The following is a 17,099-nucleotide window of genomic DNA, read 5'->3' as shown; positions in this document are numbered from 1 at the left end:
TCTCCTGGCAGCCAATCGGAGGTAGCCGGCCCGGGCGGGCCGGCGTATCGGCATCAGATACCCGACTTCACTCTGTTCCAGGTACGGGTACGGACGCGCTGAACGGCCAGGGGCTTCTCTTCCGCCACATAAAGATTATCCATCACCTCCTGGTCGGGATAGATGGAGGCATCGTTGAGAATATCCGGATCGAGGAATTCGTTGGCGGCCACGTTGGGGTTGGCATAGACGACGTACTCGGTGATCGCCGCCGCCACCTCGGGCTCGAGGATGAAATTGATGAAGGCGTGGGCGTTGTCGGGGTTCGGTGCGTCGGCGGGAATCGCCATCATGTCGAACCACAGCGCCGCGCCCTCCTTGGGGATCGAGTAGGCGATGGTGAAGTCCCGGCCGGCTTCCTCGGCGCGATCGGCGGCCTGGAAGATGTCGCCGGAGTAGCCGGCCGCCACGCAGATATCGCCGTTGGCCAGGTCCGAGATATAGCGCGAGGAGTGGAAGTAGGTGATGTTGTCACGCACGGCGGCGATAAGATCGCCCGCCGCCTCGAGGTCCGCGGTCTCCTCGGAGAGCGGGGAGAGCCCCAGGTAGGCCATGGCCGGTGAGAGCATCTCGTCCCCCGAGTCGAGCATGGAAATGCCGCAGCCCCCCTCCTTCAGCGCGGTGGTGACCTCCGGATCGAAGATCAGCGCCCAGGAATCCACCGGGGCGTCCTCGCCGAGAATCTCGGTAACACGTTCAACGTTGTAGCCGATGCCGTTGGTACCCCACATATAGGGTATGGAGTGTCGGCTGCCCGGGTCGATGAACTCCAGGTCGTCCATCAGCTCGGGGTTGAGGTTGGCCATGTTGGGCAGCTTGTCATGATCCAGCTCCTGGTAGACCCCGGCACTGACCTGGCGCGTCAGATAATGATTGGACGGCACCACCACGTCATAGCCGGAGCGACCCGAGAGCATGGCGGCATCGAGCACCTCGTTGCTGTCGTAGACATCGTAGATCACCCGAATGCCGGTCTGCTCGGTGAACTTCTCGAGGGTATCGGGGGCGATATAGTCCGACCAGTTGTAGACCCGCACCTCGTTGGCCAGGGCAGCACCGCTCAGCAACGCCAGGGAGGCCGCCGCCACGGCCAGGGAAAGCTTGCTGTGCCGGGACATCATGACACCTCGTTGCTGTTGTTATTCACATGGTTTCGTTGATAACCGGCATCCTTTCGCCGGGACCGTCCAGCACGCCACTGCGCTTCCCTTGCGAGCCTGGCAACAGGCTGAGGGCAACCAGCCGGCGCGGTGACGTGCTCTTCCCCTCTCTCTTGCTGGTGGCCCTTGCGGCTCGGCAGCTTCAGACGCTGAGCAGCAGGAACTCTCTTTCCCAGGCACTGATTACCTGCTTGAAATTCTCGTTCTCGACTCGCTTTACCGCCACATAGCCGGTCACGAAGCGGTGGCCCATGTAGCGCTCCAGTTCTGCACAGTGCTCCATCCGCTCCAGCGCCTGCTCCAGGGTGAAAGGCAAGCGCATGTTGCGACGCTCGAATGCCCGCCCCTGCACCGGCGCCGACGGGTTCAGCCCCTGCTCCATGCCGAGATAACCGCACAGCAGGCTGGCGGCAATGGCAAGGTAAGCATTGGCGTCGGCCCCGGGAAGCCGGTTCTCGATGCGCCGGTTCTGTGGCGTGGAGTCGGGGACGCGCAGCCCGCAGGTGCGGTTCTCTTCCCCCCACTCGACGTTGACCGGTGCCGAGGTGTCCGGCAGAAAGCGGCGAAAGGAGTTGACGTTGGGCGCCATCAGCGGCAACGCCTCGGGGATGAAGCGCTGAAGCCCGCCGATATGATGCAAGAAGAGCTGGCTCATGGAGCCGTCGTCGTTGGCAAAGATGCTACGACCCGTGGTGGCATCGAGCACGCTCTGGTGGATATGCATGGCGCTGCCCGGCTCATTGGTGATCGGCTTGGCCATGAAAGTGGCAGCCACGTCATGCTTGAGGGCCGCTTCTCGCAGCGTGCGCTTGAAGAGGAATATCTGGTCGGCCAGCATCAACGGATCGCCGTGGCGGAAGTTGATCTCCATCTGAGCGGTACCCTCTTCATGAATCAGGGTATCGATATCCAGGCCCTGGGCCTCGCACCAGTCGTACATATCCTCGAACAGCGGATCGAACTCGTTGGCCGCATCGATGGAAAAGGATTGCCGGCCGGTCTCCTGCCGCCCGCTGCGACCGATCGGCGGCTGAAGAGGAAGATCCGGGTCCTCGCATCGCTTGGTAAGATAGAACTCCATTTCCGGCGCCACCACCGGCTTCCAACCCCTCTCGGCATAGAGGGCAAGCACTCGTTTCAGCTGGTTGCGACAGGAGAGTTCGATGGGGTTGCCCATCTTGTCATAGCAGTCGTGTATCACCTGGGCCGTGGGCTCCAGCGCCCAGGGAACAGGATAGACGGCCGAGATGTCCGGCTTGCACACCATGTCGATATCGGCAGGATCAAGCAGTGAATAGTAGAGGTCGTCCTCCACATAGTCGCCGGTCACGGTCTGAAGCAGAACGCTTTCGGGCAAACGCATGCCTTTCTCGGCCATGAACTTCGAAACGGGGGTGATCTTGCCTCGGGCAATCCCGGTGATATCGCTGACCAGGCACTCCACCTCGGTGATGCGCCGTTCCTTGAGCCAGCTCTCTAGATCTTTCATGAAAACCTCATTGTCGCCCCGTTTCGGGCTGATGGTTATAGACGATCGCGCAGTTTGTAGAAGGTAGTCGCCAGCACCAGCAGCGGCGTGCGGAGCCTGTTGCCACCAGGAAAGCGCCGGTGGGGCATGGCAGCGAAAAGATCGAACCGCTCGCTCTGATCGGCAATGGCATCGCTCATCAATTGGCCGGCGAGCCCCGCCAGGGCCATGCCGTGGCCGGAATAGCCCTGGGCGTAGTAGAGGTTATGGCCGATGCGGCCAAAATCTGGCGCCCGATTCAGGGTTATGGCCACGTCGCCCCCCCAACGGTAGTCAATCGGCACACCCTCCAGTACGGGAAACAGGCGGGCAATCTTGGTGTCCATTCGCTGGCGCAAGCCACGCGGCTCACGGCCATCGTAGCTCACCTCGCCGCCATAGATCAGCCGCCGATCGGCAGAGAGCCGATAGTAATCGAGCACGAAGTTGGCATCGGCCAAGGCATCGTTGCGTGGCAATACCGAAGCGACCTGCGCTTCGCTCAAGGGGGAGGTCGCCACCATGTAGTTGGCGGCGCGCATCATTCGCCCCTCCAGTTCCGGCACCAGCCCGCCCAGATACGCATTGCCGGCCACCACCACGAAGTCAGCGGTGACGCTGCCACCATCAGTTTCTATCTTAGCCTTCTGGCCACGTTGGATGCTCAGCACCCTACTGTTTTCGTGAATCGTTACCCCGGCACGCTGTGCAGCACGTGCCAGCCCCAGCGTGTAGTTCAACGGATGCAAATGCCCGCCCTCGCCCTCGTACAGAGCGCCGGGGTAGGCATCGGTCACCACCCGCTCACGCAGTGCCGGACCCTCGAGCCAAGCCATGTCGGTGTAGTCATAATCCCGAGCCATGCGCTCCTGAAACGCCTGTAGCTCGCGCACGTGGCGCGGCTTGACAGCGGCGTGCAGAAAGCCCCAGGCCAGGTCGCAGGGAATGGCATGACGCTCAACCAGCCCGGCCGTGAGTCGAACCGCTTCACGGCTCATATCCCAGATGGCACGGGCCCTTTCACGGCCCAGCGCATGCTCCACAGTGGCAATGTCGGTCCCCAGGCCAGGCAGGATCTGGCCACCACTGCGCCCGGAGGCGCCAAAGCCGACCTCCCGAGCTTCCAGAAGATGCACCGAATAGCCCCGCTCAGCCAGGTGCAAGGCCGCCGAGCAGCCGGTTACCCCACCGCCGATCACACAGACATCGGCCCGCTGGTCGCCTTCCAGCGGCGGACAGGCCTCCAGGACTACCGCCACCGTATCGCGGTAATAGGATGCCGGGATGTCGAGCGTTGTGGCAGCAGCCATGAAACCTGTCCTTGCACTGATGTGGCCGGGAACAGCCGGCATGATGAGCGATGATTGGCTTATGGTTGAGCCGCCTTGGCGTCCAGACCATGCGTCTAGTCTGGCACCAAACCCGCAGACCCTGTCAAGTATTCAATAACGAACAACGTCAACACACAATCACCATCACTTGCTTGTACGGCATAATAATCGCCTTTTATAGAGTATATAGAGCATGAAGCACCGTGACCTCAGGAGAAACCGGAGGAGGATGCCTGTCAAGAAATCACCATCAATCTGACACGCCGGCCCTAGCAGCCAGGCGTGGGTCCGGTGTGGCGAAGGCTCGCTAGCCATGACGAGCCACGGAGGCGAGAAAGACATCAAGAACGCGATGAGGACGGCGGTCCCGGCGGGTAATCGTGACCAGAGGTATGGAATAGGTGCAGGTCTCGGGAAAGAGTACACGCAAGCCCCCCGCCGCAATCCAGGGTGCAGCCAGGTGATCAGGCAGGTAGCCGATATAGCAACCGGTCAGGATGAGGAAGACCGCGCCCTCGCGATCGGAAGCCATGGCGGTACCATTAAGTCTGGCATGGGCCTGGCGGGCCGCTTCGGGCAGCGGATAAGCGGGAAGCACCGCCTCATGGCGTTCCAGCACCGCTTCATCCGTCGATTCTTCCGACAGCCCGAAGAGTGGATGGCGGTCGGCGCAGTACAGCCGCAACGTTTCCTCATAAAGCGGGCGCGCATCGACGCTGGTCGGCAGGTTGACCTCGGGAACGACGCCCACATGCAGGCGGGCATCCAGCACGCCTTGGGCGATACGATCCGGCGCTTCCATGTGGATGTTGATACGCACATTCGGCCCCTGTGCCTTGAGATCGGCCAGGGCATCGGTCACATGCATCCGGGGCATGCTGACCAGGTTGTCGGTCAGACCGATGTTGAGCTCGCCCCGCAGGTTGCGATGCAGGCCGTTTACCTCAGTACGGAAGGTTTCCAGTGCCGACAGCAGCGTCAGGGTCGCCTCGAAGACCTGTCGCCCCTCCTCGGTCAACGCGAAGCCGCCGCGCCCCCGCTGGCACAGCTTCAGCCCCAGGCGTTTCTCGAGATCGCTCATGTGCTGGCTGATGGCCGGCCGGCTGATGCCGAGGGCGGTCTCTGCTGCGGAAAAGCCGCCACACTCCACCACGGACTTGAAGACACGAATCAGGCGGATATCGAAATCACTGACCTGCCCCAGCTTCAGCCCCGATCGGTCGACCATGTTCGAGTCCTCAGCGCGGGGCGCATACCGGACAGGCGGGGTCCCGCGGCACCTGGAAGTGGCGCCACTGGCCGCTCATGCCGTCGAAAGTGGAGAGCCCGCGATGTGGCGTGCCCGCACCACTGAGCAGCTTGACCGCCTCCAGCGCCTGAAAGCAGCCGATCAGCCCCACCAACGGCGCCACGACGCCATTCTCGGCGCAGCGCAGCGCCTCGTCGTCGCCCTCTTCGGGGGGATAGAGGCAGGCATAGCAGGGGCTTTCCGGGTCACGGGGGTCGAACACGGCCAGTTGGCCGGAGAAGCGGATCGCTGCACCAGATACCAGTGGCTTGCCCGCCTTGCGACTGGCGGCGTTGATGGCATAGCGGCTGGAAAAGCGGTCGGTACAGTCGAGCACCAGATCCACCGCGGCCACGGCATCATCCATGGCCGCCCCCACCAGATGCTGCGTCACCACCGAGATATTGCGGCCGGGATTGAGCGCCAACGCCGACTCGCGTGCCGACTCGGCCTTGTTGCGCTCGAGGTCGGTCATGCCATGAGCGATCTGGCGCTGCAGGTTGGAGAGTTCAACGCTGTCGGCATCGGCCAGGGTGAGATGCCCCACCCCGGCAGCGGCAAGATAGAGTGCCACCGGCGAACCCAGGCCACCGGCACCCACCACCAGCACCCGGGACGACAACAGCCGCTCCTGGCCATCGATATCGATCGACTCCAGCATGATCTGGCGGCTGTATCGCAGCAGTTGGCCATCATCCATTGCCATCACTTGCCTTCCAGCTCCTCGATGTCGGGCACATAGAGGGAGAACTCCTCCTTGACCTCTTCCATCACCACATAACTCTTGGACTCCTTGACCCCCGGCAGGGTCAACACCACATCGCCCAACAACTGGCGATAGGCTGCCATTTCCGGAATCCGGCACTTGAGGATATAGTCGAACTGCCCCGATACCAGATGGCACTCCTGGATCTGGGGCAACCTCGACACCGCCCGACGGAACTCGTCGAATACCGCTGGAGACTGGGTCTCAAGGCTGATCTCGACGAACACCAGCAGATTGGCCTTGAGGGCCCTGGGATCAAGCACGGCCTTGTAGCCGCGGATAACCCCGGACTTCTCCAGCCGTTTGACGCGTTCCAGACACGTCAGGGAATCGCTGAACAAATCGCCGAGCGAGATGAAGCGCAAGGCGCCCGGAGCACAGAACCGAGCGAAGCGACAAACAGCCGTAGGCTGGCCCCGAAGGGGCGAGAAGCCGAAGGCTGTGANCTCTCCAGATCGAGCTCCAGGTTGTAGCGCAGGTCGCTGCCCCGCTGCGGCGCATGGGGGCTGCGCCGGCCACCGCCACCGCCGAAGATGTCGCCGAACACGTCGCCGAAGATGTCGCTGAAGCCGCCGGCTCCCGCACCACCGCCGAGCCTGCCTGGGCAAGCCGCTCCGTTGCACGGCCCAGCAAGCTGTCGATATCCATCAGGCTTCCTGCTGCAGCGCCGCAAGCTGCTCGGCCTGATGTTCATGAATCAACGGCTCGATGACTTCGTCGAGTTCGCCAGCCATGACTTCGCCAAGCTTGTAGAGGGTGAGGTTGATACGGTGATCGGTCAGCCGCCCCTGGGGAAAGTTATAGGTGCGGATCCGTTCGCTGCGATCCCCTGAACCCACCAGCGAACGGCGCGTATCGGCCTGTTCGCGGCGTTGGCTGTCCTGGGCGCTCTGCTTGAGCCTGGCAGCCAGCAATGACATCGCCTTGGCGCGGTTCTTGTGCTGGCTGCGCTCCTCCTGGCACTCGACCACCACGCCGGTGGGCAGGTGGGTCAGCCGAATGGCCGAATCGGTGGTATTGACGTGCTGCCCCCCGGCTCCACTGGAGCGAAAGGTGTCCACACGAAGGTCGGCCGGGTTGATATCCACATCACCCACCGTGTCGGCCTCGGGCATCACCGCCACCGTACAGGCCGAGGTGTGGATACGACCCTGGGACTCCGTGGCCGGCACGCGCTGCACGCGATGGGCCCCGGACTCGAACTTGAGGCGGGCATAGACCCCCTCGCCCTTGACCCGCGAGATGACCTCCTTGTAGCCACCCTGCTCGCCGTGGCTGGCACTGACCACTTCGACTTTCCAGCCGCGCTTCTCGGCATAGCGTGAGTACATGCGGAACAGGTCCCCGGCGAACAGCGCCGCCTCGTCGCCCCCCGTACCGGCACGGACCTCGAGGAAAACATTGCGACTGTCGTCCGGGTCCCGGGGTACCAGCAGTTGCTTGAGCCGAACCTCCAGCGCTGCTAGCCGCTCACGCCCCTCCACCAGCTCCATCTCGGCGAGCTCACGCATCTCGGCGTCACTGTCACTGGCGAGGTGAACGGCATCTTCGAGCTCGCCTTCGACGTGGCGATAGTCACGCCAGGCATCGACGAGAGCTTCGAGTTCGGCGTATTCCCGGGAGTAGTCGCGAAACCGAGGCTGGTCGGTAATCACCTCGGGCTCCGCCAGCAGGGCGGCGAGCTCCTCGAAGCGCTCGACGAAGGCGTCGAGTCGCTGGCGTAGGGTCGCTTTCATGGCGTTTCCTGTCAGGGTTTTATTGAAGAGGAATCAAGCAGCAGTGCTTCGGCCGCAGCCAGCAGGTCGCGGCGCTCACTGCCCGACGCTTCGCGCAGTGAAACCGTTGGCCGATGCAGCATACGGTTAGTGAGCTGATGGGCGAGAATGCGAACCACCTCTTCTGGATCTTCTCCACGAGCCAACCGTGCCATTGCCTGCTGCTCCGAATGCCGGCGCAGCTCGTCGGCCTGGTCTCGATAGCGCCGGATCAACTCCCCACCACTGCGGATACGCCGTTCATGAAGCCATACACTGACGCCATGTTCGATCAACGACTCGGCCTGGTCGGCCGCAGCCTGCCGGTGGCGCCGATTTTCCTGGATCACCTCGTTGAGGTCATCCACGGTATAGAGAAAGACGTCATCCAGGTCACCGACTTCCGGCTCGATATCCCGCGGCACGGCGATATCGACCATGAAAATCGGTCGATGGCGACGCTTCTTGAGCGCCCGTTCGGCCATGCCCTTGCCGAGAATCGGTAACGGAGCCGCAGTGGACGAGATCACGATATCCGAACGCACCAGCGCATCAGGAATTTCGCTCAATGAGATCGCCTCGGCATTGAACTCCCGGGCCAGCACCTCGGCCCGCTCACGAGTACGATTGGCCACGATCATGTTGCGCACACCCGCCTCACGCAGATGACGTGCCACCAGCTCGATGGTTTCGCCCGCACCGATCAAGAGCGCACGGGAGCGGCCGAAGTCGTCGAATATCCGGCTGGCCAGGCTGACCGCCGCGTAGGCTACCGAGACCGGGTTCTGGCCAATACCGGTCCGCGTGCGCACCTGCTTGGCCACCGAAAAGGTATGCTGGAACAGCAGTTCCAGCTCGCCGCCCAGCCCGCTGGCCAGACGCGCCGACTGGTAGGCTTCCTTGAGCTGGCCGAGAATCTGCGGTTCGCCCAGCACCATCGAATCCAGTCCCACGGCCACTCGCATCAAATGGCGAGCGGCGTCGTTGTCATGGTAGTGATAGGCACAGGAAGTCAGGTCATCAACCGGAAGCCCGTGAAAATGACTCAGCCAATCGAGAATCAGCCGCTCTCCGCTGGACTCGGTGACGCAATAGAGCTCGGTTCGGTTACAGGTCGACAGCACGGCAGCTTCGCGTACCTGCGGGACACCGCGCAACTCACCGAGCGCCGACTCCAGTTGAGTCGGCGTAAAGGCTACCCGCTCGCGTACCGCGACGGTGGCTGTCTTGTGGTTGATGCCAAGGGCAAGAAGCGTCATGCGTTAAGCGTCTTCGCGTAATGTCGTCAGGCGGTACGGAACAAGAAAACCCACCTCTGGTGGCGCTGGATTCTACCACAGCCTTCCATGCTCGGCGCCATGTACGCAAAGGTGACAATTGACGCACGACAAGGGTGGGGTGTTTCCTTCGCCTGTACCGACAATGGCGTCGATCCCTTTGCCCACCGGCCCCGAGTCGGTATGCTGGCAGCTGGCATCCTGGACGAGATACGCATGCCCCCGACTTTGACACGCAACATTCGCCAGGGACTGGCGAGCCTTGGCCTTGCCACACTGCTGACCGGCTGCCAAGGCATGCCGTTGACCCACTTGATGCCGGGCCACGAGGACCCGCTCGACTCGGCGCCCCCCATTGAGCGGGGCCTGGATGCCGAGGGTCTCTCGACTCTGCTGGTGGCAGAACTCTCCGGCCAGCGCGGCGACTATCGGCGCGCCACCCAGGGCTATATGGCAATGGCCGAGCGTTACCAGGTGGCGGAACTGGCCGAGCGTGCCACCCTGGCGGCACGCTTCAGCAATGACCCTCTGTTATTGGAGGAAGCGGTAGAGCAGTGGCACCTGCTATCACCGATGGCAGAGGCTCCGCTTCGCCTCCTGGCGGGCCTGGCCCTGCAGCGTGGCGACTGGGTGGGCGCACTCGAAAAGCGACTGTTGCTGGTCGAGCAGGGCGCCCATGGGGAGCTCACCCTGTTCATGGAGCTGGCGCTGGATGCCGGGGTCCCTCCCCTCCCCCTGCGAGAGCGATTGAGCGAGCACCTCAGCCGACCCGGTGCCAGCGACCACCCGCATCATCACGATGCGATGCTTGCCATGGCCATACTCGAGGCTGCCACAGGGCAGTCACACCTCGCTCAAACCCGACTGGATGATCTGGCACGAGACCATTCGGAACTGCCGGCCCTGTGGATGACCCGTGCTCGCCTCGCGCTGGATGACGGCAATACCAGCCAGGCTCGGGACGCCGCTCGCCGTGGCCTGGAAGTCTCGCCAGACGATCCCCGCTTCCTGCTGCTGCTGGCCCAGACCGAGCTGCAGCTTGGCAATGTGGCCGCCGCCGAGGCGCACACCGACACGCTGCTCGACGAGCATGAAGGCAACCAGGAACTCCGCACGAGCCTGGCCGCCCTGTTCCTCGAGGACGGTCACTTCGAGGCCGCCCGCCGCCTGCTGCTACCTCTGGTAAGTAGTGACCAGCCGCCGCCCACTGCCTACTATCTCCTCGGAGCCATTGCCGAGCAGGAGGGCGAGGTCGATAACGCGCTTCTCTATTATCGCCAGGTCGCGACGGGGGGCGACTTTATCAGGGCCAGGCTGCGTGCCGCCCGCATGCTGATCGAAGATGACCGCCTGCTGGATGCCCGCGCCTTCCTGCGCATCGAACGATTGCGCCATGAGGACCACTTCAACGAGCTGGTCATGCTTGAAGTCGAGCTGCTGGACGAAGCCGGCATGACGGGAGAAGCCGATGCTCTGCTCGACCGTGAGCTTGCCCGCACCCCCAACGACGAGCAGCTGCTGTACCTTCGTGCCATGCGGGCCTGGTCCGAAGGAGATATCGAGGCCATGGAACGTGACCTGACTCGCATCATCGAGCGCAACCCCGACAACGCCACGGCCCTCAATGCACTGGGATATACCTTGGCAGACCTGAATATCGAGGGCCGACTGGAGGAAGCCCGGGAGCTGATCGAACGGGCTCATGAGATCGAGCCGGGAAGTGGCGCAATCATGGATAGTCTGGGGTGGGTCTACTTCCGTCTAGGCGACCCGGAGCGGGCCCTACCCTGGCTGGAACGCGCCTATGCAGCCATGCCCGACCAGGAGATTGCCGCCCATCTCGCCGAGGTGCTGTGGACGCTCGAGCGCCACGACGACGCCCGCTCCCTCGTCGAAGAGGCACTGCAGCGCTTCGACGAGCATCCTGTCATCGACGAACTCCTCGAGCGCATTCCCGAATTGAGACCCTGACCGTACCCCCCCCTGATTTCATTCACCAGACATGCACCCGCTGACGAGATACTGCCATGACGCTCCACGCCAACGCACTGCGACTACTGCTCTCGAGCCTGGCCTTGATGGTGCTGGCCGGCTGTGCCGCCCCGATGCCCGCTCCTGATTCCGATCGTGCAGCAGGCCAGTGGGAAGCCCAGCAGGAACGCCTCGAGGACCTGGACACCTGGATGCTGGCCGGCAAGGCCGGGCTGCGCACCCCCCAGGAGAACACCAGCGCCAACCTCGACTGGAGCCAGCACCCCCACTACTATCGCATCCTGATCAGCGGCCCCTTCGGCAGCGGCCGCAACACGCTGGAGGGTCGCGAAGGCCGCTTCTCGCTGACTACCTCCGAGGGACGTTTCGAAGCCGAGACCCCCGAGGCGCTACTGCAACAGCAGTTGGGCTGGACCCTGCCGGTCAGTTCGCTCTCCGACTGGATTCGCGGCCTGCCAGCGGAGCACAGCCAATACCACATCGACCACGATGAGCTCGGCTTCCCCCGCCGCCTCGAGCAGGATGGCTGGGAAATCGACTACCGCGATTGGACCCTGGTCGAATCGCTGTGGCTGCCTCGCCGCATGATCATGGAGTACGGCGAGCTGCGCGTGACCCTGGTGGTCACCGATTGGCGCCCCGTCCTCGACGACTGATCCATGACGGCGACGCTGAACCTGCCGGCACCGGCCAAGCTAAACCGGATGCTTCACATTGTCGGTCGACGAGCCGATGGCTACCATGAGCTGCAGACGCTGTTCCAGTTTCTCGACTACGGCGACACGCTGCAGTTGACCCGGCGCGACGATGGCGACATCACCCTGTCACCGGCCATGGACGGCATACGTAGCGAAGAGAACCTCATCGTACGGGCGGCCAGGCTGCTGCAGGCCGAGACCGGCTGCCGCCTTGGCGCCGACATCCACCTGACCAAGCGCCTGCCCATGGGGGGTGGCCTGGGCGGCGGCAGCTCCGATGCCGCCACGACGCTGCTGGGGCTCGACCGGCTATGGGGTCTGGGTCTCGGTGAGGAGCGACTGGCCGCCATGGGCCTGGCCCTGGGGGCCGATGTACCGGTCTTCGTCCGCGGCCGCTCCGCCTGGGCTGAAGGCGTCGGCGAACGGCTGACCCCGGTGACCCTGGATACTCCCTGTTTCGTGGTAGTTCATCCCGGGGTCGCTGTCGCCACCGCCGCGGTGTTCGGCGCCGCGCAATTGACACGTGATACCCCCCCGATTACCATGGCGCGCGCACTGCAGGGGGGAGCGCCCAGTTGGCACAATGACTGCGAGCCGACGGTCCGGTCACTCTGTCCGCCAGTGGCGGAAGCCCTTGACTGGCTGGGCAGGCGCGCACCGACCATGCTGACGGGCACCGGTGCCTGCGTCTTCGCCCGGGTAGAGACCGACGCGGAGGCAAAGCGCATCGTGGCCGACCTGCCCAGCCGCTTCATGGCATTCACGGCGCGCGGCCTCAACCTCTCCCCGCTACATGCTGCTCTGGGCCGCTGATCGTGCCAGGGTCACGAACTGTCGGCCGTTGCGGACGAGGTGCCGAACCGATGAGTCCCGAGAGCCCCCCAACACTGCATAGGTGGATGCGAACTCGCCGCAGGCGACCTTCGGCCAGGCCGCCCGGGCGCGGTCGAGCAGGTAGTGGAACAGCCGCTCGCCCTCGGCCGGCGGCGCGGCGCTGGAGAAGNTCTTCACCGGCACCTTCTTCGATCACTACAAGGCCTTTGTGGTCTACACCGACGATGACGGGCACCCGGATAAGGTGCTGTATCGACTTAAGCAGCAGCCGACATCCTGATGTCCTTGCTCCAGTTCACCTAGCCGGGTGGTGTGGGCCATCGGGACGCTGGCACCGCCCAGCGCTTCAGCGCGCCCTTCGCCGGCGACCTGTGGGCGGCCTACCAGCGCCTTCGGCTTGCCACACCGACCCCCTTTTCCGGCTATCTGGCCTGGGATGAGCAGGCCATCCTCTCGCTCTCGCCCGAGCGCTTCCTGCTGTGCGATGAAGAGGGCCTCGTCGAGACCCGCCCGATCAAGGGCACCCGCCCACGCGGAGCGACGCCGGAAGAGGACCTCCGCCTGGCCGAGGCACTCTCCATCAGCCTCAAGGACCGCGCCGAGAACGTGATGATCGTCGACCTGCTGCGCAACGACCTGGGCCGGGTATGCCGCCCGGGCAGCGTCAGGGTCCCCCAGCTCTGCGGGCTGGAAAGCTACGCCAACGTTCACCACCTGGTCAGCATCGTGTGTGGCGAGCTGGCCGCCGGAAAGCGCCCGCTCGACCTGCTGGCAGCGGCTTTTCCCGGCGGCTCGATTACCGGGGCACCCAAGGTCCGCGCCATGCAGATCATCGATGAGCTGGAGCCCAGCAGGCGCAGTGTCTACTGCGGCAGCCTGGGCTATGTGGACGTTCGCGGGCGCATGGACACGTCCATCGCCATTCGCACCGCGGTCGCCGATGCCGGCAGGCTGCATCTATGGGGCGGTGGTGGACTGGTGGCGGATTCCGACGTGAATGACGAGTACACCGAGACGCTGGACAAGATTCGGCACCTGATGACAGCGCTGACTGCCGAGCCTCAGCACAACTTGGAATAACGGGTGCATTTTTTTGATCTTTTGGATATATCTATCCAATGAAATGGTATTGGGGGCGAATCTGCAGGCTTTGGTAGGGTGTGGCCAACGACACTCAAAGACACTGGAGTCTCCCATGGCCTCACCCCTCGACGTGATCAATGCCGAACACGGCAATGAACCCGATGCTCTCATTCGCTGGGCACTGGAGCAGGGCAAGCGGCCCATCTGCACCACCAACTTCCGCCCCTTCGAAGCCGTCATCCTGCATATGGTGACGCGCCATATGCCATCGATTCCCATCGTCTGGATGGACAACGGATACAACACAGAGGCCACCTATCGCTTTGCCGACGAACTGGTCAAGCGCCTCGACCTCAATCTGGTCAGCTACCTGCCGCGACGCTCCCGGGCACACCGAGAAGCCGTGGAAGGCCCAATGCCGGGCATCGAAGACCCGCGCCACGAGGCCTTCACCCGGGAGGTGAAGCTGGAGCCTTTCGAACGTGCATTGAGTGAAATGGCACCGGATGTCTGGTTCACGGCACTGCGTGCCGAAGACACCCCCGAACGGGCTCTCATGGCACCCGTAAGCCGCAATGCCAATGGCCTGCTGAAGGTATCGCCGTTGCTGCACTGGAGTGCCAAGGATATGTACAACTATCTACTGGACCATGACCTGCCCGACAACTTCGACTATTTCGACCCCACCAAGGTGGATGAGAAACGCGAATGCGGCCTGCACTTGCAACATTGAGTGCGTTGACCGCTAGCCGAGGGCATCGGTTTTGAACACGGCCTAGCGAACCGGTAGCTCGATATCCTTGAACAGGCCATCTTCGTGGCGTGGTCCTGCCGCCAGGGCGGCATCGACCAGGTCACGCTCGAGATGGCCGGCAAAGCCCTTGACGAATTCATACATGTAGCCGCGCATGAAAGTGCCGCGACGAATCCCGATCTTGGTGACGGAGCTCTCGAACAGGTGCCCTGCCTCGACTGCGACCAGGTCGTCATCCAGTTCGGGATCCACCGCCATGTGCGCCACGATGCCCACACCCAGGCCCAGGCGGACATAGGTCTTGATCACATCGGCATCGGCCGCCGTCAGTACCACATTGGGGGAAAGCCCTCTGGCCCGGAAGGCATCGTCCAGTTGGGAACGCCCGGTGAAGCCGAAGACGTAAGTCACCAACGGCTGCTCGGCCAGGCGCTCCAGGGTCAGCTCACCGGACTCTGCCAGCGGGTGGCCACGTGGAACCAGCACACAGCGGTTCCAGCGATAGCACGGCAGGAGCACCAGATCGTTGAACAGTTCCAGCGCCTCGGTACAGATGGCGAAGTCGGCCTGGCCATCGCTGACCATCTGTGCGATCTGCTTGGGCGTGCCCTGCTGCATGTGCAGCGCCACGTCGGGATATTTGCGGGTGAACTCGCCAATGACCGGTGGCAGCGCATAGCGTGCCTGGGTATGAGTCGTGGCGATGGAGAGGCTTCCACGCCGCTCATCGCTGTGCTCCTGGGCCACCTGCTTGATGTTCTCGGCCAGCCGCAACACCTGGCCTGCCAGATCGACGATGGCCTGCCCCGCCGGGGTGACTCGGGTCAGATGCTTGCCGCTGCGGGCGAATATCTCGACACCCAGCTCATCCTCCAGCAGGCGGATCTGCTTGGAGATGCCCGGCTGTGAGGTATAGAGGCTCTGTGCCGTAGCCGAGACATTGAGATTGTGGCGGGTCACTTCCCATACATAGCGCAGCTGCTGAAGTTTCATCTTATGCCTCCCCCTCTACCGCCCAGCGGGCCATTTCACAGCCGAGAATAAAACAGCACCATGTAAGCACTAAATGGCATAAAAGAAAACCGCCACTGATCCCATTTGCCAGCGACCCGGTCGACCGCTAACATCAGCCGACCGGACACGCCCTGGCGTGTCATTTCGACCCGCTCGATGCAGCGCAACGTAACTGGAGAATCACATGGCCAACAACGTCGATGTCACCAATGCCAACTTCGAGCAGGAAGTCCTGAAGGCAGACCAACCCGTGCTGCTGAAGTTCTGGGCCCCCTGGTGTGGCCCCTGCAAGGTCATGGCACCGGTGATCGACGAGGTTGCCGAGGAGCGTTCCGGCAATCTCAAGGTAGTCAGCATTAATGTCGATGACGCCCCGGAAATCGCCGCCGAACAGGGCGTTCGTGGCGTTCCCACCGTCATGCTGTTCAAGTCGGGCTCCAAGGTCGCCTCGCTGGTCGGTGCCCAATCCAAGTCACAGCNGCTCCGGTCTGGGCACTGCCTATCCATTCGGACCAGCCGACCGGCTGCGTTCAAAGGAGATATCGACAATGATAAAGACACTGTTTGCCGCACTGGTATTACTCGCCTTCGCCTTTCCCGCCTGGGCCTCGAGATCGTCCATGCCGATGCCGAGGCAGCGCTCGATAAGCTCGGCTTTGCTCAAGCCGGTCTGCAGGCAGAGCTGCTCAAGTCGGGACTCGGTTTCTCGGGGAAAGCGCAGTAGATGTGGCATGGCATCATCTCTCCATAGTCCCGTCGGTCAGCATCATGCTGGGACAGGCCGGTAGACCGGTATTGGCTTAAAGATAAAAGGCGAGTGCCGCCTTGTCACCCACTGAGAGTGCCTGTCGATGATGTCTTTCTTTCGTGACCGCATCATGACAGCGCGATGCCAGGGCTGTTGGGGCAGGGGCTTACGCCAGGCCACGACGCTGCATGACCTCGGTAATGATTGGTACCGGTGTCATCAGGTGCTCGCGCATCATGTCGGCCGCTGGCCCGGCCTTGCGCTCCAGGATCACATCGACCAGTGCTGCATGCTCCCGGCGCTTGCGTTCCAGGGCTGCTTCGGAAAAAACCGTCTCGCGTAGCCAGAGATGACGATAACGCTCTACCTGATCGAACAGGCTCTCGCGGACCTGCAGCAGGTGGGGAGAGCGACAGCCGCTGGCAATGGCGGTATGAAAGGCCTTGTGGCGGGTATCCCAGATATCCAGCAGTTCATCGGGGGTGTTGACCTCCATTACCTTGGACAGGGTATGCGCCTTGGCGAGGATCTCTGCCTCCCAGCTGTCGTCACCGCGTTCGATGGCCAGCTTCAGGATCAGTCCCTCGAGCTGGGCTCGGGCGTCATAGAGGTCTGCCAGCTCGGCCAGTGACATCGGTGCGACCCGGTAGCCACGCTGACTGATGGCCACCACAAGGCGTTCGGCGACCAGTTGGGACAAGGCTTCGCGCAGGGGGCCGATTCCCAGGTCGTAGCGCTCCTTGAGGCGGCTCATCAACAACTTCTCGCCGGGTTGGAAGACGCCCCGCGTAATGTCATGTTTCAGCCAGCTGTAGGCGCTGATGCCAAGATTCTGTCGTGGGCTTGTGTCCATC

The 17,099-nt window shown here is 63.0% G+C and carries 14 protein-coding genes and 3 pseudogenes; 6 read left to right on the top strand and 11 right to left on the bottom strand.

The window, feature by feature from the left end:
* Positions 1-53 precede the first annotated feature (53 nt).
* The 9 genes and pseudogenes from LOKO_RS05655 to hemA all read right to left on the bottom strand — a co-directional run bounded on the left by LOKO_RS05655 (position 54) and on the right by hemA (position 9,104).
* On the bottom strand, positions 54-1,157 hold the full coding sequence (locus LOKO_RS05655; protein WP_066452242.1) for a polyamine ABC transporter substrate-binding protein: 1,104 nt from the start codon (positions 1,155-1,157) through the stop codon (positions 54-56).
* A gap of 184 nt (positions 1,158-1,341) precedes the next feature.
* Positions 1,342-2,688: a glutamine synthetase family protein gene (locus tag LOKO_RS05650; protein WP_066446176.1), complete on the bottom strand. Its 1,347-nt coding sequence runs from the start codon at positions 2,686-2,688 to the stop codon at positions 1,342-1,344.
* Positions 2,689-2,723: 35 nt separating this feature from the next.
* Positions 2,724-4,016, bottom strand: coding sequence for an NAD(P)/FAD-dependent oxidoreductase (locus LOKO_RS05645; RefSeq protein ID WP_066446173.1), 1,293 nt, complete (start codon positions 4,014-4,016; stop codon positions 2,724-2,726).
* Between the two features lie 328 nt (positions 4,017-4,344).
* Complete coding sequence (locus LOKO_RS05640) at positions 4,345-5,265, bottom strand: LysR family transcriptional regulator (protein WP_066446170.1); 921 nt, start codon at positions 5,263-5,265, stop codon at positions 4,345-4,347.
* A gap of 10 nt (positions 5,266-5,275) precedes the next feature.
* Positions 5,276-6,025: a HesA/MoeB/ThiF family protein gene (locus tag LOKO_RS05635; RefSeq protein ID WP_066452241.1), complete on the bottom strand. Its 750-nt coding sequence runs from the start codon at positions 6,023-6,025 to the stop codon at positions 5,276-5,278.
* 5 nt (positions 6,026-6,030) lie between these two features.
* The gene (locus LOKO_RS05630; protein ID WP_470303286.1) at positions 6,031-6,432 is read right to left on the bottom strand and encodes an Lrp/AsnC ligand binding domain-containing protein; all 402 of its coding nucleotides are present in this window, start codon (positions 6,430-6,432) and stop codon (positions 6,031-6,033) included.
* Positions 6,433-6,539: 107 nt separating this feature from the next.
* Positions 6,540-6,680, bottom strand: a pseudogene (locus LOKO_RS20070) (molecular chaperone DnaJ); the annotation flags it as partial.
* A gap of 58 nt (positions 6,681-6,738) precedes the next feature.
* Positions 6,739-7,827, bottom strand: coding sequence for a peptide chain release factor 1 (gene prfA, locus LOKO_RS05625; RefSeq protein ID WP_066446167.1), 1,089 nt, complete (start codon positions 7,825-7,827; stop codon positions 6,739-6,741).
* A gap of 11 nt (positions 7,828-7,838) precedes the next feature.
* The gene (gene hemA, locus LOKO_RS05620) at positions 7,839-9,104 is read right to left on the bottom strand and encodes a glutamyl-tRNA reductase (protein WP_066446164.1); all 1,266 of its coding nucleotides are present in this window, start codon (positions 9,102-9,104) and stop codon (positions 7,839-7,841) included.
* Between the two features lie 234 nt (positions 9,105-9,338).
* On the opposite strand from hemA, the gene LOKO_RS05615 reads away from it, so the two are divergent.
* From LOKO_RS05615 to LOKO_RS05590, 5 genes and pseudogenes are all read left to right on the top strand, one after another.
* Complete coding sequence (locus LOKO_RS05615; protein ID WP_066452240.1) at positions 9,339-11,093, top strand: tetratricopeptide repeat protein; 1,755 nt, start codon at positions 9,339-9,341, stop codon at positions 11,091-11,093.
* Between the two features lie 56 nt (positions 11,094-11,149).
* Positions 11,150-11,770: a lipoprotein insertase outer membrane protein LolB gene (gene lolB, locus LOKO_RS05610; RefSeq protein WP_066446159.1), complete on the top strand. Its 621-nt coding sequence runs from the start codon at positions 11,150-11,152 to the stop codon at positions 11,768-11,770.
* Positions 11,771-11,773: 3 nt separating this feature from the next.
* Positions 11,774-12,625: a 4-(cytidine 5'-diphospho)-2-C-methyl-D-erythritol kinase gene (gene ispE / locus LOKO_RS05605; RefSeq protein WP_066446156.1), complete on the top strand. Its 852-nt coding sequence runs from the start codon at positions 11,774-11,776 to the stop codon at positions 12,623-12,625.
* Positions 12,626-12,982: 357 nt separating this feature from the next.
* Positions 12,983-13,726: pseudogene (locus LOKO_RS05595) on the top strand (anthranilate synthase component I family protein); the annotation flags it as partial.
* Between the two features lie 115 nt (positions 13,727-13,841).
* A complete protein-coding gene (locus LOKO_RS05590; RefSeq protein ID WP_066446146.1) occupies positions 13,842-14,462 on the top strand; it encodes a phosphoadenosine phosphosulfate reductase domain-containing protein in 621 nt (206 codons plus the stop codon).
* A gap of 42 nt (positions 14,463-14,504) precedes the next feature.
* Here LOKO_RS05590 and cysB read toward each other — a convergent pair whose 3' ends face one another.
* A complete protein-coding gene (cysB, locus tag LOKO_RS05585) occupies positions 14,505-15,476 on the bottom strand; it encodes an HTH-type transcriptional regulator CysB (protein WP_066446143.1) in 972 nt (323 codons plus the stop codon).
* Between the two features lie 205 nt (positions 15,477-15,681).
* Here cysB and trxA point away from each other — a divergent pair.
* Positions 15,682-15,975 (top strand): annotated as a pseudogene (gene trxA / locus LOKO_RS05580) (thioredoxin); the annotation flags it as partial.
* A 436-nt stretch (positions 15,976-16,411) separates the two neighbouring features.
* Here the strand turns inward: trxA and csiR are convergent.
* A complete protein-coding gene (csiR, locus tag LOKO_RS05575) occupies positions 16,412-17,098 on the bottom strand; it encodes a DNA-binding transcriptional regulator CsiR (RefSeq protein WP_066452239.1) in 687 nt (228 codons plus the stop codon).
* Position 17,099 lies beyond the last annotated feature (1 nt).

This window comes from Halomonas chromatireducens (assembly GCF_001545155.1).
Taxonomy (GTDB): Bacteria; Pseudomonadota; Gammaproteobacteria; order Pseudomonadales; family Halomonadaceae; genus Halomonas; species Halomonas chromatireducens.
This window is presented reverse-complemented; position numbering and strand designations above follow the sequence as displayed.